This window comes from Streptococcus sp. CF7_Ac1-8 (assembly GCF_024295435.1).
In the GTDB taxonomy this organism is placed as follows: Bacteria; Bacillota; Bacilli; order Lactobacillales; family Streptococcaceae; genus Streptococcus; species Streptococcus mitis_AP.
This window is the reverse complement of sequence record NZ_JANCPI010000001.1, coordinates 150,669-175,370: the sequence shown is the minus strand read 5'-3', so window position 1 is coordinate 175,370 and position 24,702 is coordinate 150,669. Positions and strand designations below refer to the sequence as shown.

At 39.2% G+C, this 24,702-nt stretch carries 21 protein-coding genes; 19 read left to right on the top strand and 2 right to left on the bottom strand.

Annotated features, from left to right (window positions below; genetic code table 11):
* Window positions 1–263 precede the first annotated feature (263 nt).
* Genes glgB through NMM26_RS00755 form a run of 6 tightly spaced genes read left to right on the top strand, consistent with a single transcriptional unit; the run spans window position 264 to window position 7,707 of the window.
* Window positions 264–2,189 carry a 1,4-alpha-glucan branching protein GlgB gene (gene glgB / locus NMM26_RS00780; protein WP_254754181.1) on the top strand — a complete coding sequence of 642 codons (1,926 nt, stop codon included), beginning with the start codon at window positions 264–266 and terminating at the stop codon, window positions 2,187–2,189.
* Window positions 2,179–3,321 (top strand): glucose-1-phosphate adenylyltransferase, encoded by a 1,143-nt coding sequence (locus NMM26_RS00775; protein WP_020902830.1) that lies wholly within the window; start codon window positions 2,179–2,181, stop codon window positions 3,319–3,321. Before glgB ends, NMM26_RS00775 begins: the two co-directional genes overlap by 11 nt.
* The gene (glgD, locus tag NMM26_RS00770) at window positions 3,311–4,450 is read left to right on the top strand and encodes a glucose-1-phosphate adenylyltransferase subunit GlgD (RefSeq protein WP_000687026.1); all 1,140 of its coding nucleotides are present in this window, start codon (window positions 3,311–3,313) and stop codon (window positions 4,448–4,450) included. The genes NMM26_RS00775 and glgD overlap by 11 nt, the downstream gene beginning before the upstream one ends.
* A complete protein-coding gene (glgA, locus tag NMM26_RS00765) occupies window positions 4,447–5,880 on the top strand; it encodes a glycogen synthase GlgA (RefSeq protein WP_000697303.1) in 1,434 nt (477 codons plus the stop codon). The genes glgD and glgA overlap by 4 nt, the downstream gene beginning before the upstream one ends.
* A 58-nt stretch (window positions 5,881–5,938) precedes the next feature.
* Entirely contained in the window at window positions 5,939–6,583 is a 645-nt protein-coding gene (gene serB, locus NMM26_RS00760) for a phosphoserine phosphatase SerB (protein WP_000078280.1), read from the top strand.
* Window positions 6,584–6,591: 8 nt separating this feature from the next.
* Window positions 6,592–7,707: a glycerate kinase gene (locus NMM26_RS00755; protein ID WP_000706439.1), complete on the top strand. Its 1,116-nt coding sequence runs from the start codon at window positions 6,592–6,594 to the stop codon at window positions 7,705–7,707.
* Here the strand turns inward: NMM26_RS00755 and NMM26_RS00750 are convergent.
* Window positions 7,704–8,150 (bottom strand): DUF1694 domain-containing protein, encoded by a 447-nt coding sequence (locus tag NMM26_RS00750; RefSeq protein WP_000131086.1) that lies wholly within the window; start codon window positions 8,148–8,150, stop codon window positions 7,704–7,706. The genes NMM26_RS00755 and NMM26_RS00750 overlap by 4 nt on opposite strands.
* Before the next feature lie 163 nt (window positions 8,151–8,313).
* Here NMM26_RS00750 and eno point away from each other — a divergent pair, with 163 nt between their 5' ends.
* The 6 genes from eno to NMM26_RS00720 all read left to right on the top strand — a co-directional run bounded on the left by eno (window position 8,314) and on the right by NMM26_RS00720 (window position 14,986).
* A complete protein-coding gene (eno, locus tag NMM26_RS00745; protein WP_000022824.1) occupies window positions 8,314–9,618 on the top strand; it encodes a surface-displayed alpha-enolase in 1,305 nt (434 codons plus the stop codon).
* 218 nt (window positions 9,619–9,836) lie between these two features.
* Window positions 9,837–11,096, top strand: a complete 1,260-nt coding sequence (locus tag NMM26_RS00740) for a UDP-N-acetylglucosamine 1-carboxyvinyltransferase (RefSeq protein WP_001227091.1) — start codon at window positions 9,837–9,839, stop codon at window positions 11,094–11,096.
* 15 nt (window positions 11,097–11,111) lie between these two features.
* Entirely contained in the window at window positions 11,112–11,663 is a 552-nt protein-coding gene (locus NMM26_RS00735) for a GNAT family N-acetyltransferase (RefSeq protein ID WP_001028729.1), read from the top strand.
* Entirely contained in the window at window positions 11,656–12,933 is a 1,278-nt protein-coding gene (gene spxR / locus NMM26_RS00730) for a CBS-HotDog domain-containing transcription factor SpxR (protein ID WP_254753796.1), read from the top strand. Before NMM26_RS00735 ends, spxR begins: the two co-directional genes overlap by 8 nt.
* Before the next feature lie 15 nt (window positions 12,934–12,948).
* On the top strand, window positions 12,949–13,809 hold the full coding sequence (locus tag NMM26_RS00725; protein WP_000631543.1) for a methionyl aminopeptidase: 861 nt from the start codon (window positions 12,949–12,951) through the stop codon (window positions 13,807–13,809).
* A gap of 259 nt (window positions 13,810–14,068) precedes the next feature.
* Window positions 14,069–14,986: a bifunctional riboflavin kinase/FAD synthetase gene (locus tag NMM26_RS00720; RefSeq protein ID WP_000587439.1), complete on the top strand. Its 918-nt coding sequence runs from the start codon at window positions 14,069–14,071 to the stop codon at window positions 14,984–14,986.
* A gap of 87 nt (window positions 14,987–15,073) precedes the next feature.
* On the opposite strand, the gene NMM26_RS00715 is transcribed toward NMM26_RS00720, so the two are convergent.
* A complete protein-coding gene (locus tag NMM26_RS00715) occupies window positions 15,074–15,922 on the bottom strand; it encodes a YitT family protein (protein WP_049501768.1) in 849 nt (282 codons plus the stop codon).
* A 140-nt stretch (window positions 15,923–16,062) separates the two neighbouring features.
* On the opposite strand from NMM26_RS00715, the gene NMM26_RS00710 reads away from it, so the two are divergent.
* The 7 genes from NMM26_RS00710 to NMM26_RS00680 all read left to right on the top strand — a co-directional run bounded on the left by NMM26_RS00710 (window position 16,063) and on the right by NMM26_RS00680 (window position 24,687).
* Window positions 16,063–16,902, top strand: coding sequence for a DegV family protein (locus NMM26_RS00710; protein ID WP_049501767.1), 840 nt, complete (start codon window positions 16,063–16,065; stop codon window positions 16,900–16,902).
* Window positions 16,903–17,009: 107 nt separating this feature from the next.
* Window positions 17,010–17,285, top strand: a complete 276-nt coding sequence (locus NMM26_RS00705; protein WP_001284642.1) for an HU family DNA-binding protein — start codon at window positions 17,010–17,012, stop codon at window positions 17,283–17,285.
* Between the two features lie 213 nt (window positions 17,286–17,498).
* On the top strand, window positions 17,499–18,206 hold the full coding sequence (gene ccdA2, locus NMM26_RS00700; RefSeq protein ID WP_254753795.1) for a thiol-disulfide oxidoreductase-associated membrane protein CcdA2: 708 nt from the start codon (window positions 17,499–17,501) through the stop codon (window positions 18,204–18,206).
* A gap of 11 nt (window positions 18,207–18,217) precedes the next feature.
* Window positions 18,218–18,784 (top strand): thiol-disulfide oxidoreductase-associated lipoprotein SdbB, encoded by a 567-nt coding sequence (sdbB, locus tag NMM26_RS00695; protein ID WP_000757363.1) that lies wholly within the window; start codon window positions 18,218–18,220, stop codon window positions 18,782–18,784.
* A gap of 122 nt (window positions 18,785–18,906) precedes the next feature.
* Complete coding sequence (locus NMM26_RS00690; RefSeq protein ID WP_001020317.1) at window positions 18,907–20,298, top strand: APC family permease; 1,392 nt, start codon at window positions 18,907–18,909, stop codon at window positions 20,296–20,298.
* 341 nt (window positions 20,299–20,639) lie between these two features.
* Window positions 20,640–21,557, top strand: a complete 918-nt coding sequence (gene adcAII / locus NMM26_RS00685; RefSeq protein ID WP_000744916.1) for a zinc-binding lipoprotein AdcAII — start codon at window positions 20,640–20,642, stop codon at window positions 21,555–21,557.
* A gap of 7 nt (window positions 21,558–21,564) precedes the next feature.
* On the top strand, window positions 21,565–24,687 hold the full coding sequence (locus NMM26_RS00680; protein ID WP_254753794.1) for a pneumococcal-type histidine triad protein: 3,123 nt from the start codon (window positions 21,565–21,567) through the stop codon (window positions 24,685–24,687).
* The last annotated feature ends 15 nt before the right edge of the window (window positions 24,688–24,702 follow it).

Sequence of the window (24,702 nt, the reverse complement as noted above, 5' to 3'; positions counted from 1 at the left end):
CAGGAGATTCGTTTCCTGATTTATTTTTTTACTTAAAATTATATTTTTGTTAGCTAAATAACGAACTTTATGATAGTATTGTTAAAAAAACAATTCGTTTTCAAAGTGTTTCTGAAAATTTCTTGATTTATAAGTGAACACATCAGTGAATTTGTTGAAGACTTTCAAAAGATTTTTTTGCAAATTCCGTAATTTACTTGAATCTTCCCTAAAAAGGTAGTATAATAAATCTATAGAAAACGCTTACAGAAACAGGAGGGTGTATGGATAATAATGCTTTAAAAACCTTTATGACAGGTGAAAATTTTCACCTCCAGCACTATCTGGGAGCTCATAGGGAAGAAAAAAATGGAGAGTATGGCTATACTTTTCGTGTGTGGGCGCCTAATGCTCAGGCTGTTCACTTGGTAGGGGATTTCACCAATTGGGTTGAAAATCAAATTCCGATGGAACGAAATGAATTTGGAGTCTGGGAAGTCTTTACCAACCATGCTCATGAAGGCCAAATTTACAAGTACAATATTACACGTGCAAATGGCCATCAGCTGATGAAGATTGACCCTTTGGCTGTAAGGTATGAGGCACGACCTGGTACTGGGGCTATTTTAACAGAAATTCCAGAAAAGAAATGGAAGGATGGTCTCTGGCTAGCACGTAGAAAACGCCTGAGCTTTGAAGAGCGTCCTGTCAATATTTACGAGGCTCATGCTGGCTCTTGGAAAAGAAATTCTGATGGCAGCCCCTATAGTTTTTCTCAATTGAAAGATGAACTCATTCCTTACTTGGTTGAGATGAATTATACTCACATTGAGTTTATGCCCCTGATGTCTCACCCACTAGGTTTGAGTTGGGGCTATCAGCTTATGGGTTACTTTGCTCTAGAGCATGCCTATGGTCGTCCTGAAGAGTTTCAAGATTTTGTTGAGGAATGTCACTTAAACAATATTGGGGTCATTGTGGACTGGGTACCTGGTCACTTTACTATCAATGATGATGCCTTGGCCTATTATGATGGAACACCGACTTTTGAATACCAAGACCATAATAAGGCTCATAACTACGGTTGGGGAGCACTCAATTTTGACCTTGGAAAGAATGAAGTCCAGTCTTTCTTGATTTCTAGTATTAAGTTTTGGATTGATTTTTACCATTTAGATGGTATTCGTGTGGATGCAGTTAGCAACATGCTCTATCTTGATTATGATGATGCACCATGGACGCCAAACAAGGATGGTGGCAATCTAAACTACGAAGGCTATTATTTCTTAAAACGCTTGAATGATGTGATTAAACTAGTTCATCCAGATGTTATGATGATAGCTGAGGAAAGTTCGTCAGCTACTCAGATTACTGACACTAAGGATTCAGATGGTCTAGGATTTGACTACAAATGGAATATGGGTTGGATGAATGACATCCTCCGTTTCTATGAAGAAGATCCGATTTACCGTAAGTATGACTTTAACCTAGTGACTTTCAGCTTTATGTATGTCTTCAAGGAGAATTATCTCTTACCATTCTCGCATGATGAAGTGGTTCATGGTAAGAAGAGTATGATGCATAAGATGTGGGGAGATCGTTACAATCAATTTGCAGGCTTGCGCAATCTCTACACTTATCAAATTTGTCACCCTGGTAAGAAATTGCTCTTCATGGGTAGCGAATACGGCCAATTCCTAGAATGGAAATCTGAAGAACAACTAGAATGGTCTAATCTAGAAGACCCTATGAATGCTAAGATGAAGTATTTCAGTTCTCAGCTAAACCAGTTTTACAAAGACCATCGCTGTCTGTGGGAAATCGATACCAGCTATGATGGCATTGAAATTATCGATGCGGATAATCGAGACCAAAGTGTTCTTTCCTTCATCCGTAAGGGGAAGAAGGACGACATGCTAGTCTGTGTCTTTAACATGGCCCCTGTTGAACGAAAAGATTTTACAATTGGACTTCCTGTTGCAGGGATCTATGAAGAAGTCTGGAATACTGAGTTAGAAGAGTGGGGAGGCGTTTGGAAAGAACATAATCAAACTGTGCAAACGCAAGAAGGACTATGGAAAGATTATGAGCAGACCTTGACCTTTACCCTACCGGCTATGGGAGCAAGTATATGGAAAATCAAACGTCGCTTGAAACCTACTAAAACCGTCACAAGTAAAAACCAAAAAGGAGTAGAAAATGAAGAATGAAATGTTAGCTTTGATTCTTGCCGGTGGGCAAGGAACTCGTCTCGGTAAACTCACTCAGAGCATCGCAAAACCAGCTGTGCAATTTGGTGGGCGCTACCGTATCATTGACTTTGCTCTTTCAAACTGTGCCAACTCAGGTATCAACAATGTTGGAGTTATTACACAGTACCAACCACTTGCTCTCAACAACCATATTGGGAATGGTTCAAGCTGGGGACTAGATGGTATCAATTCTGGTGTCTCTATTCTTCAACCTTATTCTGCAAGTGAAGGAAATCGTTGGTTTGAGGGGACTAGCCACGCTATTTACCAAAATATTGACTATATAGACAGTGTTAATCCTGAGTATGTCTTGATTCTGTCTGGGGATCACATCTATAAAATGGATTATGATGATATGCTCCAGTCTCACAAGGATAATAATGCCAGCTTGACAGTAGCAGTTTTAGATGTCCCTCTTAAAGAAGCTAGTCGTTTTGGTATCATGAACACAGATGCTAATAATCGTATCGTTGAATTTGAAGAAAAACCAGCTCAACCTAAATCTACAAAGGCTTCTATGGGTATTTACATCTTTGATTGGCAACGTCTTCGCAATATGCTTGTTGCTGCTGAAAAGAGCAATGTCGATATGTCAGACTTTGGTAAGAATGTCATTCCAAATTACCTTGAGTCAGGTGAAAGTGTCTATGCTTACGAATTTAATGGTTACTGGAAAGACGTTGGTACGATTGAGTCACTTTGGGAAGCCAACATGGAGTACATTTCTCCAGAAAATGCCTTGGATAGCCGTAACCGTCAATGGAAGATTTACTCAAGAAACTTAATTTCACCACCAAACTTCCTTGGGGCAAATGCTCACGTGGAAGATTCCTTGGTTGTTGATGGCTGTTTCGTAGATGGAACTGTTAAACATTCTATCCTCTCAACAGGTGCGCAAGTTCGCGAAGGGGCAGAAGTAGTAGATTCAGTTATCATGAGTGGTGCAATTGTTGGTCAGGGAGCTAAAATCAAACGTGCCATTATTGGTGAAGGTGCAGTTATTTCTGATGGTGTCGAAATTGATGGAACAGAAGAAGTACAAGTTGTAGGATATGATGAAGTAGTGGGGGTAGCAACAGATGAAGATTGATAAATATTCTGCCATTTTAGGAAACACAGTTGGTTTTCATGATATGTCAACATTGACCGACCACCGTCCAGTAGCTAGTTTGCCATTTGGTGGTAAATATCGTTTGATTGATTTCCCGCTTTCAAGTCTTGCTAATGCTGGTGTGCGTAGTATTTTCGGTATTTTCCAACAAGACAATATCAGCTCAGTCTTTGACCATATCCGTTCTGGGCGTGAGTGGGGCTTGTCAACCCTTCTTAGCCATTATTATCTAGGTATTTACAATACCCGTGTGGAAAGTAGTACAGTTGGAAAAGAATACTATCATCAGCTTCTTACTTATTTGAAGCGTTCTGGTTCAAACCAAACAGTTTCACTTAACTGTGATGTTTTGATTAACATTGATTTGAATCAAGTATTCCACCTACACAGTACAACAAAAGGGCCTATCACTGTAGTTTATAAAAAACTAGCTAAGAAAGACATTTCAGAAGTAAATGCGATTTTGGAAGTGGATGAAACAGACCATGTTCGTTCTCATAAACTCTTTGATAGTAAATCATCAGATGAAGTCTATAATATGTCCACAGATATCTTTGTCGTTGATACACCGTGGTTAATTGAACGTTTGGAAGAAGAAGCTAAGAAAGAACATCCAGAGAAATTGCGTTATGTTTTACGGGATTTGGCGGCAAAAGAAGGGGCTTTTGCCTACGAGTACACAGGTTATCTGGCAAATATTCATTCTGTAGAGTCTTATTACCAAGCTAATAAAGATATGCTTGAATCTCAAAAATTCTACTCTCTATTTACTCCAAACCAAAAGATTTACACAAAGGTAAAAAACGAAGAGCCAACTTATTATGCTAATACATCTAAGGTAAGCACTTCTCAGTTTGCCTCTGGTAGTATCATTGAAGGTCAAGTGGCTAATTCTGTTTTATCACGTAATATTCATGTCCATAAGGATAGCTTGGTTAAAGATAGCATCTTATTCCCTCGTGTTGTTATTGGAGAAGGTGCTCAGGTAGAATATGCTATCTTGGACAAGGGTGTTGAAGTTGCGGATGGAGTTGTGATCCGTGGAACTGCAGAACATCCAGTCGTCGTTAAGAAAGGTAGCAAAGTAACAGAGGATATTCATTCATGAAAATTTTATTTGTAGCAGCTGAGGGTGCGCCCTTTTCAAAAACAGGTGGTTTGGGAGACGTCATTGGCGCTCTTCCTAAATCACTGGTAAAAGCGGGCCATGAAGTTGCAGTAATTTTACCCTACTATGACATGGTAGAGGCTAAATTTGGAAATCAGATTGAAGATGTTCTTCATTTTGAGGTGAGTGTTGGTTGGCGCAGACAGTATTGTGGGATTAAGAAAACAGTCTTAAACGGTGTGACCTTCTACTTTATTGACAACCAATATTATTTCTTCCGTGGTCATGTTTACGGCGATTTTGATGACGGAGAACGCTTTGCTTTCTTCCAACTGGCTGCCATTGAGGCTATGGAAAGGATTGACTTTATTCCTGACCTTCTCCATGTTCATGACTACCATACAGCCATGATACCGTTCTTGTTAAAGGAAAAATACCGTTGGATTCAAGCTTATCAAGGAATTAAAACTGTTTTAACCATTCATAATTTAGAATTCCAAGGACAATTTTCAGAAGGAATGTTATGGGATTTGTTTGGAGTTGGCTTTGAACGGTATGCTGATGGAACCCTTCGCTGGAATAACTGTCTGAACTGGATGAAGGCTGGTATTCTCTATGCAGACCGTGTTTCAACCGTTTCGCCTAGTTATGCTCATGAAATTATGACTAGTCAGTTCGGATGTAACTTGGATCAGATTCTTCGAATGGAATCTGGCAAGGTCTCTGGTATCGTGAATGGGATTGATGCTGACCTGTATAATCCTCAGACGGATGCTCTTTTAGATTATCATTTTAATCAGGAAGATTTGTCTGGAAAAGCACAAAATAAGGCGAAATTACAAGAGAGAGTTGGCTTGCCTGTTAGAGCTGATGTTCCACTGGTGGGAATTGTTTCTCGTTTGACACGTCAAAAAGGTTTTGATGTGGTGGTCGAAAGTCTGCACCATATCTTGCAAGAAGATGTTCAGATTGTTCTTTTGGGTACTGGAGATCCAGCCTTTGAAGGAGCTTTCTCATGGTTTGCTCAGATTTATCCTGATAAGTTATCAGTAAATATCACTTTTGATGTCAAACTAGCTCAAGAAATCTACGCTGCTTGTGATCTCTTCCTCATGCCGAGTCGTTTTGAACCGTGTGGCTTGTCTCAAATGATGGCGATGCGTTACGGAACCTTGCCATTGGTTCATGAAGTTGGTGGCTTGCGAGATACTGTCCGCGCCTTTAATCCAATCGAAGGAAGCGGTACGGGCTTTAGCTTTGACAATCTATCTCCTTATTGGTTAAATTGGACTTTCCAAACAGCATTGGACTTGTATCGAAACCATCCTGATGTTTGGAGAAACTTACAAAAACAAGCTATGGAGTGCGATTTCTCATGGGATACAGCTTGCAAGTCATATCTTGACTTGTATCATAGTTTAGTTAATTAATAGATAAAATCGTATGATGACTTCATACGATTTTTGGGCTGTTTAGAGAGGAGAGCTTATGTCTCAAATAAAAGGCTTGTGTGTCATGGATGTCGATGGAACCTTAATCCTAGAAGAAGTGATTGACCTTTTGGGAAGAGAGGTAGGTTGTGAGGAGGAAATTGCGCAGCTTACAAGTCGGGCAATGAGAGGAGAGTTAGACTTTGAAAGTAGTTTAATCAAAAGAGTTTCCTTTTTGGAAGGTCTTCCTGTTTCTGTATTTGAGAAAGTCTTCAACACTATTCATCTATCGCCAAATGCTCAAGAATTCATCTCTATTCTTCAAAAGAATGGCATCTTGGTTGGTCTGGTGTCTGGTGGATTTATACCAATAGTTGAGAGATTAGCGAAATCACTTGGTATTGCCTATTTCTCTGCCAACCAACTTGAAGTCAAAGATGGTCTTCTAACAGGAAAATTAGTTGGACAAATTATCAGTCCTGAGGTCAAAAAAGAGACTATGGAAAAATGGAGAGAGGAACTCAAACTTCCTAAAGAAAGAACGATTGCAATCGGTGATGGGGCCAATGATTTATTAATGTTGAAGTCGGCGGGGCTAGGAATCGCCTTTTGTGCCAAAGAAGTGCTCAAAAAAGAAATACCGAATCATGTTGACAAGAGGGATTTTTTAGAAGTTCTTCCTTTGATTGACTGGTTAGAATGAGGGAAAATATGAAGATTGTAATTGCACCAGATTCATTTAAGGAAAGCTTGACAGCTCAACAGGTAGCTGAAGCAATAAAAAGAGGCTTCCAACAATCGATAGCAGATGTAGAATGCCTCCTCTGCCCTGTTGGTGATGGTGGCGAAGGTACAGTAGATTCCATTCGACATTCTCTTGACCTTGAAGAAAAATGGATCCAAGTGACAGGACCTTTTGGACAAAAAGTAGAAATGCGCTATTTTCAAAAAAGTCAACTGGCACTATTTGAAGTTGCCGACTTGGTTGGCCTTGGAAAAATTCCGCTAGAGAAACGAAATCCACTTCAAATCCAAACTTGTGGTATTGGAGAGTTGATTCGTCATCTCATTGCTCAAGGGATTAAAGATATCTATATCGGCGTTGGTGGCACGGCCAGTAATGACGGAGGAATTGGGATCGCTGCTGGTTTAGGTTATCGATTTTATGATAGGGATGGAAATGTCTTGCCCGCTTGCGGGCAGTTCTTATTAAACTTAGCTTCTATGTCAACAGAAAATCGCTATGAAATTCCTGAAGATGTTCAAATTCGTATTTTAGCAGATGTCGTGAGTCCCTTATGTGGATATCAAGGTGCGACCTACACTTTTGGCAAGCAAAAAGGTTTAGATCCTACTATGTTTGCAGTCGTAGATCAGGCAATACAAGATTTTTATGAAAAAGCCTCACCTGTAACATTGGAAATTAAAGGAGCAGGAGCTGGTGGAGGCCTTGCTGGCGGTTTGTGTGCCTTTGCTCAGGCAAATATCGTGTCTGGAATTGATACCTGCTTGAACTTAATCAACTTTGATAAGAAAGTTTTACATGCTGACTTGGTTGTTGTAGGAGAAGGAAAGCTAGATCGTCAAAGTTTAGCAGGTAAAGCCCCTATAGGTGTTGCAAAAAGAACCCCTGTCGGAGTTCCTGTCATTGCTATTTGTGGTAGTCTTGCTGAAGATTTACCTTCCCCACCATTTGAAAATATCCAAGCAGCTTTTTCTATTTTAGAGAAAAGCGAACCTTTAGAAGATAGTTTGAAAAATGCCAGCCTCTATCTGGAGCGCACGGCAGCCAATATCGGGCACTTATTAACTATGCGCAATGTTTAGCCAAACCATTTCTTCCATAAGGATGTTTTGGCTGGTTCTTCCTTTTTACCTTCCCAAAGTTTTGCAAAAGCAAGTCGAAGGTTCTTTTCTTCTACTTGAACTGGTGCATTGGTGTGGATAATCAGGCCAAAAGGAGAAGAAGTATGCTCTTCAGATACAATGGTAGCTTGACTATCAGTTTCTTTTGCTTCTTTTAAGTAGAAAACTTGTTTGTCAAATTCGATAGTTGGTGAAATCTTCACAAATAGTGGTTCTGCTTTTTCCTGAAGGTTTTCTAAAATAGATATAAAGCCTTTTTCTAACTGAGGGCTATTTGCTGTATCAATATCTGCATATCCAAGAACTCTTTCCTCAAAGGTACCAAGATAGCGTCTTTGCTCATCCGGATTTAATTTTGGCCCACCATGAGCTTTTTCAAGTAATTGTTTTGATAAATCTGTCATGAAAACAGTATATCATAAAAGTTAGAATAAAACAGACAAAAGAAAGCGATTACTTTATAAAGTTAAGGAAAATTTGCACAAAGATAACGTTTTTTCTTGAAAAAGGAGGGTATTTAAGGTATTATAGAGGTGTAAAAAATTTAACTCATAAGGAGAGTAAAAAATGTCAATTATTACTGATGTTTACGCTCGCGAAGTCCTAGACTCACGCGGTAACCCAACACTTGAAGTAGAAGTTTACACTGAATCAGGTGCTTTCGGACGTGGTATGGTTCCATCAGGAGCTTCTACTGGTGAACACGAAGCAGTTGAACTTCGCGACGGTGACAAATCTCGTTACGGTGGTCTTGGTACACAAAAAGCTGTTGACAACGTAAACAACATCATTGCTGAAGCAATCATCGGCTACGATGTACGTGACCAACAAGCTATCGACCGTGCTATGATCGCACTTGACGGTACTCCTAACAAAGGTAAATTGGGTGCTAACGCAATCCTTGGTGTGTCTATCGCTGTAGCTCGTGCTGCTGCTGATTACCTTGAAATCCCACTTTACAGCTACCTTGGTGGATTTAACACTAAAGTTCTTCCAACTCCAATGATGAACATCATCAACGGTGGTTCTCACTCAGATGCTCCAATCGCTTTCCAAGAGTTCATGATCGTACCTGCTGGTGCACCTACATTCAAAGAAGCTCTTCGTTGGGGTGCTGAAATCTTCCACGCTCTTAAGAAAATCCTTAAATCTCGTGGTCTTGAAACAGCCGTAGGTGACGAAGGTGGATTCGCTCCTCGTTTCGAAGGAACTGAAGACGGTGTTGAAACTATCCTTGCTGCTATCGAAGCTGCTGGATATGTTCCAGGTAAAGACGTATTTATCGGATTTGACTGTGCTTCATCAGAATTCTACGATAAAGAACGTAAAGTTTACGACTACACTAAATTTGAAGGTGAAGGAGCTGCTGTACGTACTGCTGCAGAACAAATCGACTACCTTGAAGAATTGGTAAACAAATACCCAATCATCACTATCGAAGATGGTATGGATGAAAATGACTGGGACGGTTGGAAAGCTCTTACTGAACGTCTTGGTGGTAAAGTTCAATTGGTTGGTGACGACTTCTTCGTAACAAACACTTCATACCTTGAAAAAGGTATCGCAGAAGGCGCAGCTAACTCAATCCTTATCAAAGTTAACCAAATCGGTACTCTTACTGAAACATTCGACGCTATCGAAATGGCTAAAGAAGCTGGTTACACTGCCGTTGTATCACACCGTTCAGGTGAAACTGAAGATTCAACAATCGCTGACATCGCAGTTGCAACTAACGCAGGACAAATCAAGACTGGTTCACTTTCACGTACAGACCGTATCGCTAAATACAACCAATTGCTTCGCATCGAAGACCAACTTGGTGAAGTAGCTGAATACCGTGGATTGAAATCATTCTACAACCTTAAGAAATAATCGTTGATTTAACAACGTTTCTAGCCCCTCGGATTTTATCCGAAGGGCTATTTTTGTATTTAGGGGGCAAAAAAGGGGCAAAACTTTGTAAGAAACTCAGTTACCAATAAATCCTATTCAGCTAATATAATTGAAAATGATGGAAAAAAGGCTGAATTTATGGTATACTTTAACGTAGGACCTTTTTAGAAATTTTGAAAGAGTATTAAAAATTTAAAATGAGAAAAATTGTTATCAATGGTGGCTTGCCCCTGCAAGGTGAGATTACCATTAGTGGCGCAAAAAATAGTGTTGTAGCTTTAATTCCGGCTATTATTTTGGCAGATGATGTTGTGACTTTAGATTGTGTACCTGATATTTCTGATGTTGCTAGTCTTGTCGAAATCATGGAGTTAATGGGTGCTACTGTCAAGCGTTATGACGATGTATTGGAGATTGACCCAAGAGGTGTTCAAAATATTCCAATGCCTTATGGTAAAATCAATAGTCTTCGAGCATCTTACTATTTTTATGGGAGCCTCTTAGGCCGTTTTGGTGAAGCAACAGTTGGTCTACCGGGAGGATGTGATCTAGGTCCTCGTCCTATTGACCTACACCTTAAGGCTTTTGAGGCTATGGGTGCCACTGTTAGCTACGAGGGAGATAACATGAAGTTATCTGCTAAAGATACAGGACTTCACGGTGCAAGTATTTACATGGATACGGTTAGCGTGGGTGCAACAATAAATACGATGATTGCTGCGGTTAAAGCAAATGGTCGTACTATTATTGAAAATGCGGCCCGTGAGCCTGAGATTATTGATGTAGCTACTCTCTTGAATAATATGGGAGCCCATATCCGTGGTGCAGGAACAAATATCATCATTATTGATGGTGTTGAAAGATTACATGGAACCCGTCATCAGGTGATTCCAGACCGTATCGAAGCTGGAACATATATTTCTTTAGCTGCTGCAGTCGGCAAGGGGATTCGTATAAATAATGTTCTTTACGAACACCTAGAAGGATTTATTGCTAAGCTGGAAGAAATGGGAGTGAGAATGACTGTATCTGAGGACAGTATTTTTGTCGAAGAGCAGTCTAACTTGAAAGCAATCAATATTAAGACAGCTCCTTACCCAGGCTTTGCAACTGATTTGCAACAACCGATTACCCCACTTTTATTAAGAGCGAATGGTCGTGGTACAATTGTCGATACGATTTACGAAAAACGTGTAAATCATGTTTTTGAACTAGCAAAGATGGATGCGGACATTTCGACAACAAATGGTCATATTTTGTACACAGGTGGACGTGATTTACGTGGGGCAAGTGTTAAAGCGACTGACCTACGAGCTGGGGCTGCACTAGTCATTGCTGGGCTTATGGCTGAAGGTAAAACTGAAATTACCAATATCGAGTTTATCTTACGTGGTTATTCTGATATTATTGAAAAATTACGTAATCTAGGAGCGGATATTACACTTGTTGAGGATTAAACCGTAGAGGTGTTTATGAATATTTGGACCAAATTAGCAATGTTTTCTTTTTTTGAAACGGATCGCTTGTATTTGCGTCCTTTCTTTTTTAGTGATAGTCAAGACTTCCATGAGATAGCCTCAAATCCTGAAAATTTACAATTTATTTTCCCAACGCAGGCAAGTCTGGAAGAAAGTCAATATACACTGGCCAATTACTTTATGAAGTCCCCTTTGGGAGTTTGGGCAATTTGTGACCAGAAAAATCAACAAATGATTGGTTCTATTAAATTTGAGAAGTTAGATGAAATCAAAAAAGAAGCTGAGCTTGGCTATTTTTTGAGAAAAGATGCTTGGTCGCAAGGATTTATGACAGAGGTTGTTAGAAAAATTTGTCAGCTTTCTTTTGAGGAATTTGGCTTAAAACAATTATCTATCATTACCCACCTTGAAAATGAAGCTAGCCAACGGGTTGCCCTTAAGGCTGGATTTCGATTGATTCGTCAGTTTAAAGGAAGTGATCGCTATACAAGGAAAATGCGTGATTATCTTGAGTTTCGCTTTGTAAAGGGAGAAATTAATGAGTAAACACCAAGAAATTTTAAGCTATTTGGAAGAATTACCCGTTGGTAAAAGAGTCAGTGTTCGAAGCATTTCCAACCATCTAGGAGTCAGTGATGGAACGGCCTATCGGGCTATCAAGGAAGCTGAAAACCGTGGAATTGTAGAGACTCGCCCAAGAAGTGGTACTATACGTGTTAAATCTCAGAAAGTTGCTATAGAGAGATTAACTTTTGCTGAAATTGCAGAAGTGACTTCTTCTGAGGTTCTGGCTGGTCAAGAAGGTTTAGAGAGAGAATTTAGTAAGTTCTCGATCGGTGCCATGACTGAGCAAAATATTTTGTCTTACCTTCATGATGGGGGACTTTTGATTGTCGGAGATCGGACTCGTATTCAATTGTTAGCATTGGAAAATGAAAATGCAGTTCTGGTTACAGGTGGATTTCAGGTTCATGATGATGTGATTAAACTGGCTAATCAAAAAGGAATTCCTGTTTTAAGAAGCAAGCATGACACTTTCACCGTTGCGACTATGATCAATAAAGCCTTGTCAAATGTCCAAATTAAGACTGATATTTTGACAGTTGAGAAACTTTATCGCCCGAGTCATGAATATGGTTTTCTGAGAGAGACCGACACTGTTAAAGATTATTTGGACTTGGTACGTAAGAATCGTAGCAGTCGTTTTCCTGTTATTAATCAACATCAGATTGTTGTTGGAGTTGTAACCATGAGGGACGCTGGTGATAAATCGCCAAGTACGACAATTGATAAGGTCATGTCTCGTAGTCTATTTTTAGTTGGATTATCGACAAATATTGCCAATGTGAGTCAACGGATGATTGCTGAAGACTTTGAAATGGTACCAGTTGTTCGAAGTAATCAAACCTTACTTGGCGTTGTAACTAGACGAGATGTCATGGAGAAGATGAGTCGTTCCCAAGTTTCTGCTCTACCTACTTTTTCTGAGCAGATTGGACAAAAACTTTCTTATCATCATGATGAAGTAGTCATTACAGTGGAACCCTTTATGCTTGAGAAGAACGGTGTTTTGGCTAATGGTGTATTGGCAGAAATTTTGACCCACATGACCCAAGATTTAGTTGTTAATAGTGGTCGAAATCTCATTATTGAGCAGATGCTGATTTACTTTTTACAGGCTGTTCAGATAGATGATATACTGCGTATTCAAGCACGTATTATCCATCATACGAGACGGTCAGCTATTATCGATTATGATATTTATCATGGTCACCAGATTGTTTCAAAAGCAAATGTGACCGTTAAAATTAATTAGAAACTAGGAGAAAAAATGATAACATTAAAATCAGCTCGTGAAATCGAAGCTATGGACAAGGCTGGGGATTTTCTAGCAAGTATTCATATCGGCTTACGTGATTTGATTAAGCCTGGCGTAGATATGTGGGAAGTTGAAGAGTATGTCCGCCGTCGTTGTAAGGAAGAAAATTTCCTTCCGCTTCAGATTGGTGTTGACGGTGCTATGATGGACTATCCTTATGCTACCTGCTGCTCTCTTAATGATGAAGTGGCTCACGCTTTCCCTCGTCACTATATCTTGAAAGATGGTGATTTACTGAAAGTTGATATGGTTTTGGGAGGTCCTATAGCCAAATCTGACCTGAATGTCTCAAAATTAAACTTCAACAATGTGGAGCAAATGAAAAAATACACTCAGAGCTACTCTGGTGGTCTGGCAGACTCTTGTTGGGCTTATGCTGTTGGTACACCGTCCGAAGAAGTGAAAAACCTGATGGATGTAACCAAAGAAGCCATGTACAAGGGAATCGAGCAAGCTGTTGTTGGAAATCGTATCGGTGATATCGGTGCGGCTATTCAAGAATACGCTGAAAGTCGTGGTTACGGTGTAGTACGTGATTTGGTTGGTCATGGTGTTGGTCCAACCATGCACGAAGAACCAATGGTTCCTAACTATGGTATTGCTGGTCGTGGACTTCGTCTCCGTGAAGGAATGGTTTTGACCATTGAACCAATGATCAATACAGGTGACTGGGAAATTGATACAGATATGAAGACAGGTTGGGCGCATAAGACCATTGATGGTGGCCTATCCTGCCAATATGAACATCAATTCGTGATTACTAAAGATGGACCTGTTATCTTGACTAGCCAAGGTGAAGAAGGAACTTATTAATAAAAAGTGAAAAGGCTGCTGGATGTTCATTTTGAAAAATTCAGTAGATCGGTTCATATTAAATTAAATAAACGCATTGTATCAAGTTTTAGGTAGTTGATATGATGCGTTTTTCTGATTTTAAGATTCTTAATTCAATCTCTTGTTCTTTATTAGGATTTCATAAAAAATTCTTCTAAACTGCTACACTTCAGGTTTAAAAAAGGACATTTCAGATTTTTTGGTTCAGAAATAGCTATCACTATGATATAATTATTTTATGATTATTACTATTCCTATAAAAAACCAAAAAGATATTGGCACACCATCTGATTCAGTCGTAGTTCTTGGCTATTTTGATGGTATACATAAGGGACATCAAGAATTATTTCGTGTTGCCAACAAGGCTGCGAGAAAGGATTTATTGCCTATCGTAGTTATGACCTTTAATGAATCTCCAAAGATTGCTTTAGAGCCTTATCATCCGGATCTGTTTTTGCATATTTTGAACCCTGCTGAACGTGAGAGGAAACTAAAGCGTGAAGGCGTAGAAGAATTATATCTCCTTGATTTTAGTAGTCAATTCGCTAGTCTCACGGCAGAAGAATTTTTCGCAACTTATATTAAGGCTATGAATGCTAAAATTATTGTTGCAGGTTTTGATTATACATTTGGTTCTGACCAAAAAACGGCAGAGGACTTAAAGGATTACTTTGATGGAGAAGTCATTATCGTTCCACCTGTAGAAGATGAGAAAGGAAAGATTAGTTCAACTCGTATCCGTCAAGCTATTTTAGATGGAAATGTGAAAGAAGCAGGAGAACTTTTGGGGGCACCGCTTCCATCAAGAGGTATGGTGGTTCATGGCAATGCTCGTGGTCGTACGATTGGTTATCCAACAGCTAATTTGGTGCTTTTAGATCGTACTTATATGCCAGCAGATGGCGTTTATGTCGTTGATGTTGAGATTCAAAGACAGAAGTATCGTGCTATGGCTAGTGTCGGGAAAAATGTGACCTTTGATGGAGAAGAAGCACGTTTTGAAGTCAATATTTTTGATTTTAATCAAGATATTTATGGGGAAACCGTCATGGTTTATTGGCTTGATCGCATTCGAGATATGACCAAATTTGACTCAGTTGACCAATTAGTGGACCAGTTAAAGGCAGATGAAGAAGTAGCTCGGAATTGGTCTTAAGAGATTGCGTAATTAAAAAAGAGGTTGTCTGTAACCCAAAAGATAGATGATGTAGTCTAACTTTTGAGGTTACTACAAGACCTCTTTTTATTCTTTTTCAAAGGTAAAGCCTTCACCAAGAATTTCGTGAGCTTCTGTAATAGTGATAAATGCTTGAGGATCAATTCGATGAATCATTTCCTTCATTTTCACAATTTCATTTCTACCGACAATACAGTAGATGATTTTTAAATCTTCTTTACTATAGTAACCTTGACCTGAGATGAAAGTAACGCCTCTTCCTAGGTCATCATTAATCGCTTTAGCAAGTTGGTCAGGACGTTTTGTGATAATCATAAAACCTTTACCAGCATAGCCTCCTTCGCCAATCAAATCGATAACACGAGAAACGATAAAATCAAATAAGAGCGTGTAGGAAACCAATCTCAAATCCTTGAAGATGAGGAGAATGAGCATGAGAATACAAAAATCTAAGATAAAGAGCAGTTTCCCCATAGATATATGAGTGTATTTATTGAGAATACGAGCTACAATATCAGTTCCACCAGTTGTCCCACCAGCATTGAAGATAATTCCAAGCCCAATTCCCAATAGAATTCCCGCTATGAGGGCTGTAATCAGTAAATCGCCTTGTAGATCAATATGAAGGGGAATACGCTCAAAAAAAGCCAACCAGGCGGACAAAGCTAAGGTTCCTAGTAAACTAGAATAGAGGGATTTGGCTCCAAAGATTTTCCAAGCCAGGATGAAAAGGGGAATGTTAATCAGCAAGTTCATCAGAGAAACAGGGATTTTAAAAAGATAAAAGGTGATGAGGGTAATACCTGTCGCCCCTCCTTCAAAGAGATGATGGGGAACTACAAAATAAGTTAGCCCAAAAGCATAAATAGCAGCACCTAGTAAAATGGTTAAAACGGGATAAATTTTTTTAATCATAGGAACCTCTTTTCTTATAAGTAGATTATATCAAATTTTTAGGGAAAATTTGAATGGCTCCATTAGGATTTTTAATCTTTTTTTGATATAATTAAAGGTATGAAAACCAATCTGAATCCTAAAATAGAAAGATTGAAACTATGACTAAAATTAAGATTGTAACCGATTCATCTGTTACTATTGAACCAGAACTGGTAAAACAATTAGATATCACTGTTGTTCCATTATCTGTAATGATTGATAATGTTGTTTATTCTGATGCTGATTTGAAAGAAGAAGGTAAATTTCTTCAGTTGATGCAAGAAGCTAAAAATCTTCCTAAGACAAGTCAGCCACCTGTAGGTGTCTTTGCTGAAGTGTTTGAAGAGCTATCCAAGGATGGTAGCCAGATTCTTGCTATTCATATGTCTCATGCCCTTTCAGGTACTGTAGAAGCAGCACGCCAAGGTGCTAGTTTATCTACTGCCGATGTGACGGTGATTGATAGTTCCTTCACTGATCAAGCCTTGAAATTTCAGGTAGTTGAGGCTGCGGAGTTAGCTCAAGAAGGCAAAGATATGGAGGAAATTTTAACTCGTGTAGAAGCGGTTAAAAACCATACAGAACTCTATATTGGCGTTTCAACTTTGGAAAATTTGGTAAAAGGTGGCCGTATTGGTCGTGTAACTGGATTGTTGAGTTCACTTCTCAATATCCGTGTTGTCATGCAAATGAAAGACCATGAATTGCAGCCAATTGTTAAAGGTCGTGGAGCTAAAACCTTTAAAAAATGGTTAGATGAGTTAACAACAACTCTCTCTGAACGTTCTGTAGCAGAGATTGGAATTTCATATTCTGGTAGTGCTGATTGGGCAAAAGAGATGAAAGAAAGTTTACAAACTTATGTTGAAAAGCCAATTTCTGTTTTGGAAACGGGTTCCATTATTCAAACTCACACGGGTGAGAACGCTTGGGCTATTTTGGTACGTTACCACTCCTAAAAAAATAAATAAAATGGGAAGAAATAGTGTTTTTAACTTGACCTAAAAGGGATTTTAGGATATGATTATATTTGTTAATTAGAAATTAAATTGGAGGAATCGTTAACATGGCAAACAAACAAGATTTGATCGCTAAAGTAGCAGAAGCTACAGAATTGACTAAGAAAGACTCAGCAGCAGCAGTTGAAGCTGTATTCTCAGCAGTAGCTGACTACCTTGCAGCTGGTGAAAAAGTTCAATTGATCGGTTTTGGTAACTTTGAAGTTCGTGAGCGTGCTGCACGTAAAGGTCGCAACCCACAAACTGGTAAAGAAATCACAATTGCAGCTTCTAAAGTTCCAGCATTCAAAGCTGGTAAAGCTCTTAAGGACGCTGTTAAATAATTTGAATTTTAAAAGCCTATTGGATCAAGCTTTCTAGCTTGGTCAGTAGGCTTTTTTTGTATTTAGGGGGCAAATAGGGGGCAGAATATGAATGAACTAGTACTGAAAAAATCTTTCAAATAAAAGCTAATTCAATTTGCGTAGCAGAAATCATACAAATAAAATTGATTATAGTAAAATAGGATTAGAATTATTAAGAAAGTTGGTTCTTTATTGGAAACGATAGTATTTTCAATCTCCGTTTTTTTAGCAGGGATCTTGTCCTTCTTTTCCCCTTGCATTTTCCCTCTGTTACCTGTCTATACTGGTATCTTATTGGATGATCAGGAAAGTGCAAAAAGTTTTTCCTTGTTTGGGAAAAAGGTTCTTTGGTCCGGCTTGATTCGAACTCTTTGCTTTATCGCAGGCATTTCACTCATTTTCTTTATTCTAGGATTTGGTGCTGGTTACTTTGGTAATATTCTCTATGCCAATTGGTTTCGCTATACCATGGGAACAATTATTATCATTTTAGGCCTTCACCAGATGGAAATTTTTCATTTTAAGAAATTAGAGGTTCAAAAAAGCTTTACTTTTAAGAAATCAGAAGCCAATCGTTATTGGTCGGCCTTTTTACTCGGTATTACCTTTAGCTTTGGTTGGACGCCTTGTATTGGTCCTGTTTTGAGTTCTGTTTTAGCGCTTGCGGCTTCTGGAGGAAATGGCGCTTGGCAAGGTGCAATCTATACCTTGATTTACACTCTGGGGATGGCAATTCCTTTCTTGCTTTTGGCTCTAGCTTCAGGTGTAGTAATGCCTTATTTTAGTAAAATTAAACGTCATATGATGCTACTGAAGAAAATTGGTGGTTTCCTCATTATTTTAATGGGAATTTTGTTACTATTAGGACAAGTAAATGTTCTAGCTGGAATTTTTGAATAAAGGAGAAAAAGATGAAAAAAGTAATGTTTGCTGCCTTAAGCCTCTTGTCATTAGTCGTATTGATAGCCTGTGGTGAGGAAGAGACTAAAAAGACTCAAGCTCCACAACAATCCCCAAAACAACAGCAACAAACGACTGTACAACAAATTGCTGTTGGAAAAGATGCGCCAGACTTCACCTTGCAATCTATGGATGGTAAAGAAGTTAAGTTATCTGATTATAAGGGGAAAAAAGTCTACTTGAAGTTTTGGGCTTCATGGTGTGGTCCATGTAAGAAAAGTATGCCTGAGTTGATGGAATTAGCGGCGAAACCAGATCGTGATTTTGAAATTCTTAGTGTCATTGCACCAGGAATTCAAGGTGAAAAAACTGTCGAGCAATTCCCACAATGGTTCCAAGATCAAGGTTATAAGGATATCCCAGTTCTTTATGACACAAAAGCAACCACATTCCAAGCTTATCAAATTCGAAGCATTCCTACAGAATACCTGATTGACAGTCAAGGAAAGATTGGGAAGATTCAATTTGGTGTTATCAGCAATGCGGATGCAGAAGCAGCCTTTAAAGAAATGAACTAGAATAGATAAAAATCTGATTACAAGAGAGTAGTCAGATTTTTTTAGGAAAACATTTTATAAATATTCACAAATATCCTATATTTATGGTAAAATAGAATCATCATTTTATTTTGGAGTCAAAGATGAATATATTTAGAACAAAGAATGTTAGTTTGGATAAAACAGAGATGCACAGGCATTTGAAGTTATGGGATTTGATTTTGCTGGGTATCGGAGCCATGGTAGGGACAGGCGTCTTTACAATTACTGGTACTGCAGCTGCAACACTTGCTGGTCCAGCCCTAGTGATTTCAATTGTCATTTCTGCCTTATGTGTGGGATTATCAGCTCTCTTTTTTGCAGAATTTGCTTCACGAGTACCTGCTACAGGTGGTGCCTACAGTTATCTCTATGCTATTTTAGGAGAATTCCCAGCCTGGTTGGCAGGTTGGTTAACCATGATGGAGTTCATGACAGCCATATCGGGTGTGGCTTCTGGTTGGGCAGCGTATTTTAAAGGGCTTCTCTCTCAATACGGGATAGCCCTTCCTCAGGCTTTAAATGGTACCTTTAATCCTCAAGCAGGGACGTTTGTTGATTTATTACCTATTCTTGTCTTGGTCTTGGTGACCTCGCTTGTTCTACTTAATGCGAAAGCCGCCTTACGCTTTAATTCAATTCTAGTTATTTTGAAATTTTCTGCTTTAGCTCTCTTTGTTTTAGTAGGAATCTGGCATATCAAGCTTGATAACTGGAGTAATTTTGCTCCCTATGGTTTTGGACAAATCTATGGTGCCAGTACTGGTATTATGGCTGGTGCGTCCTTGATGTTCTTTGGTTTTTTGGGGTTTGAATCCATCTCTATGGCTGTAGATGAGGTCAAGACTCCTCAAAAAAATATTCCTAGAGGGATTGTCTTATCGCTTTCTATCGTAACCATTCTTTATGCCTTGGTGACGCTTGTTTTGACTGGTGTGGTTCACTATAGTCATCTAAATGTCGACGATGCCGTTGCCTTTGCCCTTCGTAGCGTTGGGATTAGTTGGGCAGCTAGTTATGTGTCATTAGTGGCTATCTTAACCTTGATTACGGTTTGTATCTCAATGACTTATGCCCTATCTCGTATGATTTACAGTTTAGCGCGTGACGGATTGATGCCTGCTGCCTTTAAAGAACTGACCAAAACAAGCAAGGTACCAAAAAATGCTACTATCTTGACAGGTCTAGCTTCAGCAGTAGCAGCAGGAATGTTCCCTCTTGCTAGTATCGCAGCCTTCTTAAATATTTGTACCTTGGCCTACTTGATCATGCTGGCTTATGGTCTGATTCGATTACGGAAAGAAAAAGGAATGCCCAAAGCAGGAGAATTTAAAACACCACTGGTACCCTTATTACCGATTTTATCAATCATCATTTGTTTATCATTTATGTTGCAGTATAATATGGAAACCTGGATTGCTTTCCTAGTTGCATTGTTAGTAGGAAGTATTATTTACTTTACTTATGGTTATAAGCATTCTACCATAGAAGAATAATACTCTTCGAAAATCTCTTCAAACCACGTCAGCTTCGCCTTGCCGTAGGTATGGTTACTGACTTCGTCAGTTCTATCCACAACCTCAAAACAGTGTTTTGAGCTGACTGCGTCAGTTCTATCTGCAACCTCAAAGTCGTGTTTTGAGCAACCTACGGCTAGCTTCCTAATTTGCTCTTTGATTTTCATTGAGTATATAAAGTGAAAGTCTGTTGAGTTGTTGAAACTCAGCAGATTTTTATATGTGAAAGAAATTTCAATTTTTTTCTTAAAATAGCTTGACAGATTAAATTTTTAGGAGTAGAATGTTTACCAGTTAATTAAATAGTTAAGGGGTTATCCATGAAAAAACAAAGTTTATTTTTAGTATTGTTAAGTGTCTTTCTTTTGTGTTTAGGTGCTTGTGGTCAAAAGGAAAGCCAGACAGGGAAAGGGATGAAAATTGTAACTAGTTTTTATCCTATCTATGCTATGGTCAAGGAAGTATCTGGTGACTTGAATGATGTTCGAATGATTCAGTCAAGTAGTGGGATTCACTCCTTTGAACCTTCAGCAAATGATATCGCAGCCATCTATGATGCAGATGTCTTTGTTTACCATTCTCATACGCTCGAATCTTGGGCAGGAAGTTTAGATCCCAATCTAAAAAAATCTAAAGTGAAGGTTTTAGAGGCTTCAGAGGGAATGACTTTAGACCGCGTCCCAGGACTAGAGGATGTGGAAGCAGGGGATGGAGTTGATGAAAAAACGCTCTATGATCCTCATACTTGGCTAGATCCCGAAAAAGCTGGAGAAGAAGCCCAGATTATCGCTGACAAACTTTCAGAGGTGGATAGTGAGCATAAAGAAACTTACCAGAAAAATGCGCAAGCCTTTATCAAAAAAGCTCAAGAATTGACTAAGAAATTCCAGCCTAAATTTGAAAAAGCGACTCAGAAAACATTTGTAACCCAACATACAGCCTTTTCTTACCTAGCTAAGCGATTTGGACTCAATCAACTTGGAATCGCAGGTATCTCTCCTGAACAAGAACCAAGTCCACGACAACTTACAGAAATTCAGGAATTTGTTAAAACCTATAAGGTTAAAACAATTTTTACAGAAAGTAATGCTTCTTCAAAAGTAGCTGAAACTCTTGTCAAATCAACAGGTGTGGGGCTTAAAACTCTGAATCCTTTAGAGGCAGACCCACAAAATGACAAGACTTATCTCGAAAATCTTGAAGAAAATATGAGTGTTTTAGCAGAAGAATTGAAATGAGGAAAGAATGAAAATCAATAAAAAATATGTAGCGGGTTCAGTGGCAGTTCTTGCCCTAAGTGTTTGCTCCTATGAGCTTGGTCGGTATCAAGCTGGTCAAGTTAAGAAAGATTCTAATCGAGTTGCTTACATAGACGGTGATCAGGCTAGTCAAAAGGCAGAGAACTTGACACCCGATGAAGTCAGTAAGAGAGAGGGAATCAACGCAGAACAAATTGTTATCAAGATTACGGATCAAGGTTATGTAACCTCTCATGGAGACCATTATCATTACTATAATGGCAAGGTTCCTTATGACGCCATCATCAGTGAAGAACTGCTGATGAAAGATCCGAATTATCAGTTGAAGGATGCAGACATTGTCAATGAAATCAAGGGTGGTTATGTCATTAAGGTAGACGGGAAATACTATGTTTACCTCAAAGATGTGGCTCATGCGGACAATATTCGGACAAAAGAAGAGATTAAACGTCAGAAGCAGGAACACAGTCATAATCATGGGGGCGGTTCTAACGATCAGGCGGTAGTTGCAGCCAGAGCTCAAGGACGTTATACAACGGATGATGGTTATATCTTTAATGCCTCTGATATCATTGAGGACACGGGCGATGCCTATATCGTTCCTCATGGCAATCACTTCCACTATATTCCTAAGAGTGACTTGTCTGCCAGTGAATTAGCTGCTGCCCAAGCCTTCTTATCTGGAAAAGGTGGCCAATTAAGTACGGTTGAATATCGTTCAAGCAGAGCTGAAACAAGATCTAGTGTGAGAATGAGTCAATCTGAGACACCTCAAAATCCTACAACAGATTCTGAAAGTCAAAGTGAGGATTTAGCTAGTCTTCTTCAAGAATTGTACGCTTTGCCACTTAACCAACGTCATGTGGAGTCTGATGGATTAGTATTTGACCCAGCACAGATTACAAAACGTACTGCCAATGGTGTGGCAGTCCCTCACGGGGATCATTTCCATTTCATTCCTTACTCACAAATGTCTGCTTTGGAAGAAAAATTGGCTCGAAATCTTCCAATTGGAGGTCAGCCAGTTCAAAGTCATGCTGACAATACGAAACCAAGCAGTACAGATAAACCAAGTTCAACACCAAGTTCACCGATTAAACCAAACTTTAATCTCAATACGCAGGCACCAAATCGAGGAACTGGGGGCGCTTATACAACGGATGATGGGTATGTCTTTAGTCCGACAGATGTGATTGAAGATACAGGTGACGCTTTTGTTGTACCTCACGGCAATCATTTCCACTATATTCCTAAGAGTGATTTGTCAGCAGGAGAATTGGCTGCTGCTCAAGCTTATTGGAATGGTAAACAGGGTTCTCATTCTGCTACAAGTTCAAGTAAACCAAGTAGTGATAATGCTAAACCTGCCCAACCAAGTTTGCCAGAGACTCCAAACATGACTGTCACCCCAACATACCATCAAAATCAAGGGGAAGATATCCCAACACTTTTAAGTGAATTGTATGCCAAACCTTTGTCAGAACGCCATGTGGAATCGGATGGATTAGTCTTTGATCCGGCACAAATCATCAAACGTACAGCTAATGGTGTCGCAGTGCCCCACGGAGACCATTATCACTTTATTCCTTATTCACAAATGTCACCGCTGGAAGCAAAATTGGCTCGTATGATAGCTGTCAAGGGACAAAATGGCAGTGTCTTGCCAAGTGTTACTCCACTGAAGCCAGCCCCTACTACCAAACCTCTAGCACCAGTGGAAAATAAACCGACAGAATTTGATGTCAACCAGGTTGTTAGAAAAGTTGGTGATGGATATATTATCGAAGATAAGGGCGCTAGTCGTTATGTTCTAGTTAAAGACTTAGCCAAGGATAAGATTGACGCTATTGAAAATCTCTTGTCTAAGAAAACTCAAGAGACGCATGCCCTAGTTGCGAAGAAAGAAAATGTCGCTCCTCGTGACCAAGAATTTTATGATAAAGCATATAATTTATTGGCCGAGGCTCATAAAGCCTTGTCTGAAAATAAGGGTCGTACTTCTGATTTCCAAGCCTTAGACAAATTAGCAGAACGCTTGAATGATGAATCTTCTAATAAAGGAAAATTAGTAGATGATTTATTAGCATTCCTAGCACCAATTACTCATCCAGAGCGACTTGGCAAACCAAATTCTCAGATTGCTTATACGGACGATGAAATAACATTAGCAAAATTAGCAGGTAAGTATACAACAGAAGATGGCTATATCTTTGACACTCGTGATATTACAAGTGATGAGGGAGATGCCTATGTAACTCCACATATGACCCATAGTCATTGGATTAAGAAAGATAGTTTGTCTGAAGCTGAAAGAGCAGCGGCTCAGGCTTATGCTAAAGAGAAAGGTTTGACGCCTCCTTCGACAAATAATCAGGGTTCAGGAAATACTGAGGTTAAAGGAGTAGAAGCAATCTATAATAAAGTGAAGGCAGCTAAGAAGATTCCACTTGATCACATGCCTTACAATCTTCAACACACTGTTGAAGTCAAAAACGGAAGCTTGATTATTCCCCATTATGATCATTACCATAACATTAAATTTGGTTGGTTTGACGAAGGACTCTATGAGGCACCTAAGGGTTATAGCCTTGAGGATCTCTTTGCAACTGTAAAATATTATGTAGAACATCCAGACGAACGTCCTCACTCAGATAATGGTTGGGGAAATGCCAGCGACCATGTTCGTAAAAATAAGCCAGAAGATAGTAAACCTGATGAAGATAGGAAACATGATGAAGTAAGTGAGCCAACTCGCCCTGAATCTGATGAAAAAGAGAATCACGCAGGTTTAAATCCTTCAGCAGATAATCTTTATAAACCAAGCACTGATACGGAAGAGACAGAGGAAGAAGCTGAAGATACTACAGATGAGGCTAAAGTTCCTCAAGTAGAGAGTGAAAAAGTAGAAGCCAAACTCAAAGAAGTAGAAGCTCTACTTGATACAGTAACCGATGCTAGTTTGAAAGACAATGTGGCAGAGAGTCTAGCTGGTTTACGAAATAATTTGAGCCTCCAAACTATGGATAATAATGGTATCATGGCAGAAGCAGAAAAATTGCTTGCTTTGTTAAAAGGTAGTGAGTCAGTTACGACGAAACCAGAAGCATAAATTTTATCTTGTTAA

What these genes read in the sequence shown, in the direction of transcription:
- NMM26_RS00705 (WP_001284642.1), top strand. Translation starts at nt 17,010, where the DNA reads ATGGCAAACAAACAAGATTTGATCGCTAAAGTAGCAGAAGCTACAGAA.
- glgA (WP_000697303.1), top strand. Translation starts at nt 4,447, where the DNA reads ATGAAAATTTTATTTGTAGCAGCTGAGGGTGCGCCCTTTTCAAAAACA.
- NMM26_RS00690 (WP_001020317.1), top strand. Translation starts at nt 18,907, where the DNA reads ATGAATATATTTAGAACAAAGAATGTTAGTTTGGATAAAACAGAGATG.
- NMM26_RS00735 (WP_001028729.1), top strand. Translation starts at nt 11,112, where the DNA reads ATGAATATTTGGACCAAATTAGCAATGTTTTCTTTTTTTGAAACGGAT.
- NMM26_RS00725 (WP_000631543.1), top strand. Translation starts at nt 12,949, where the DNA reads ATGATAACATTAAAATCAGCTCGTGAAATCGAAGCTATGGACAAGGCT.
- serB (WP_000078280.1), top strand. Translation starts at nt 5,939, where the DNA reads ATGTCTCAAATAAAAGGCTTGTGTGTCATGGATGTCGATGGAACCTTA.
- NMM26_RS00720 (WP_000587439.1), top strand. Translation starts at nt 14,069, where the DNA reads ATGATTATTACTATTCCTATAAAAAACCAAAAAGATATTGGCACACCA.
- spxR (WP_254753796.1), top strand. Translation starts at nt 11,656, where the DNA reads ATGAGTAAACACCAAGAAATTTTAAGCTATTTGGAAGAATTACCCGTT.
- sdbB (WP_000757363.1), top strand. Translation starts at nt 18,218, where the DNA reads ATGAAAAAAGTAATGTTTGCTGCCTTAAGCCTCTTGTCATTAGTCGTA.
- eno (WP_000022824.1), top strand. Translation starts at nt 8,314, where the DNA reads ATGTCAATTATTACTGATGTTTACGCTCGCGAAGTCCTAGACTCACGC.
- glgB (WP_254754181.1), top strand. Translation starts at nt 264, where the DNA reads ATGGATAATAATGCTTTAAAAACCTTTATGACAGGTGAAAATTTTCAC.
- NMM26_RS00750 (WP_000131086.1), bottom strand. Translation starts at nt 8,150, where the DNA reads ATGACAGATTTATCAAAACAATTACTTGAAAAAGCTCATGGTGGGCCA.
- glgD (WP_000687026.1), top strand. Translation starts at nt 3,311, where the DNA reads ATGAAGATTGATAAATATTCTGCCATTTTAGGAAACACAGTTGGTTTT.
- NMM26_RS00680 (WP_254753794.1), top strand. Translation starts at nt 21,565, where the DNA reads ATGAAAATCAATAAAAAATATGTAGCGGGTTCAGTGGCAGTTCTTGCC.
- NMM26_RS00775 (WP_020902830.1), top strand. Translation starts at nt 2,179, where the DNA reads ATGAAGAATGAAATGTTAGCTTTGATTCTTGCCGGTGGGCAAGGAACT.
- NMM26_RS00755 (WP_000706439.1), top strand. Translation starts at nt 6,592, where the DNA reads ATGAAGATTGTAATTGCACCAGATTCATTTAAGGAAAGCTTGACAGCT.
- NMM26_RS00710 (WP_049501767.1), top strand. Translation starts at nt 16,063, where the DNA reads ATGACTAAAATTAAGATTGTAACCGATTCATCTGTTACTATTGAACCA.
- NMM26_RS00740 (WP_001227091.1), top strand. Translation starts at nt 9,837, where the DNA reads ATGAGAAAAATTGTTATCAATGGTGGCTTGCCCCTGCAAGGTGAGATT.
- adcAII (WP_000744916.1), top strand. Translation starts at nt 20,640, where the DNA reads ATGAAAAAACAAAGTTTATTTTTAGTATTGTTAAGTGTCTTTCTTTTG.
- NMM26_RS00715 (WP_049501768.1), bottom strand. Translation starts at nt 15,922, where the DNA reads ATGATTAAAAAAATTTATCCCGTTTTAACCATTTTACTAGGTGCTGCT.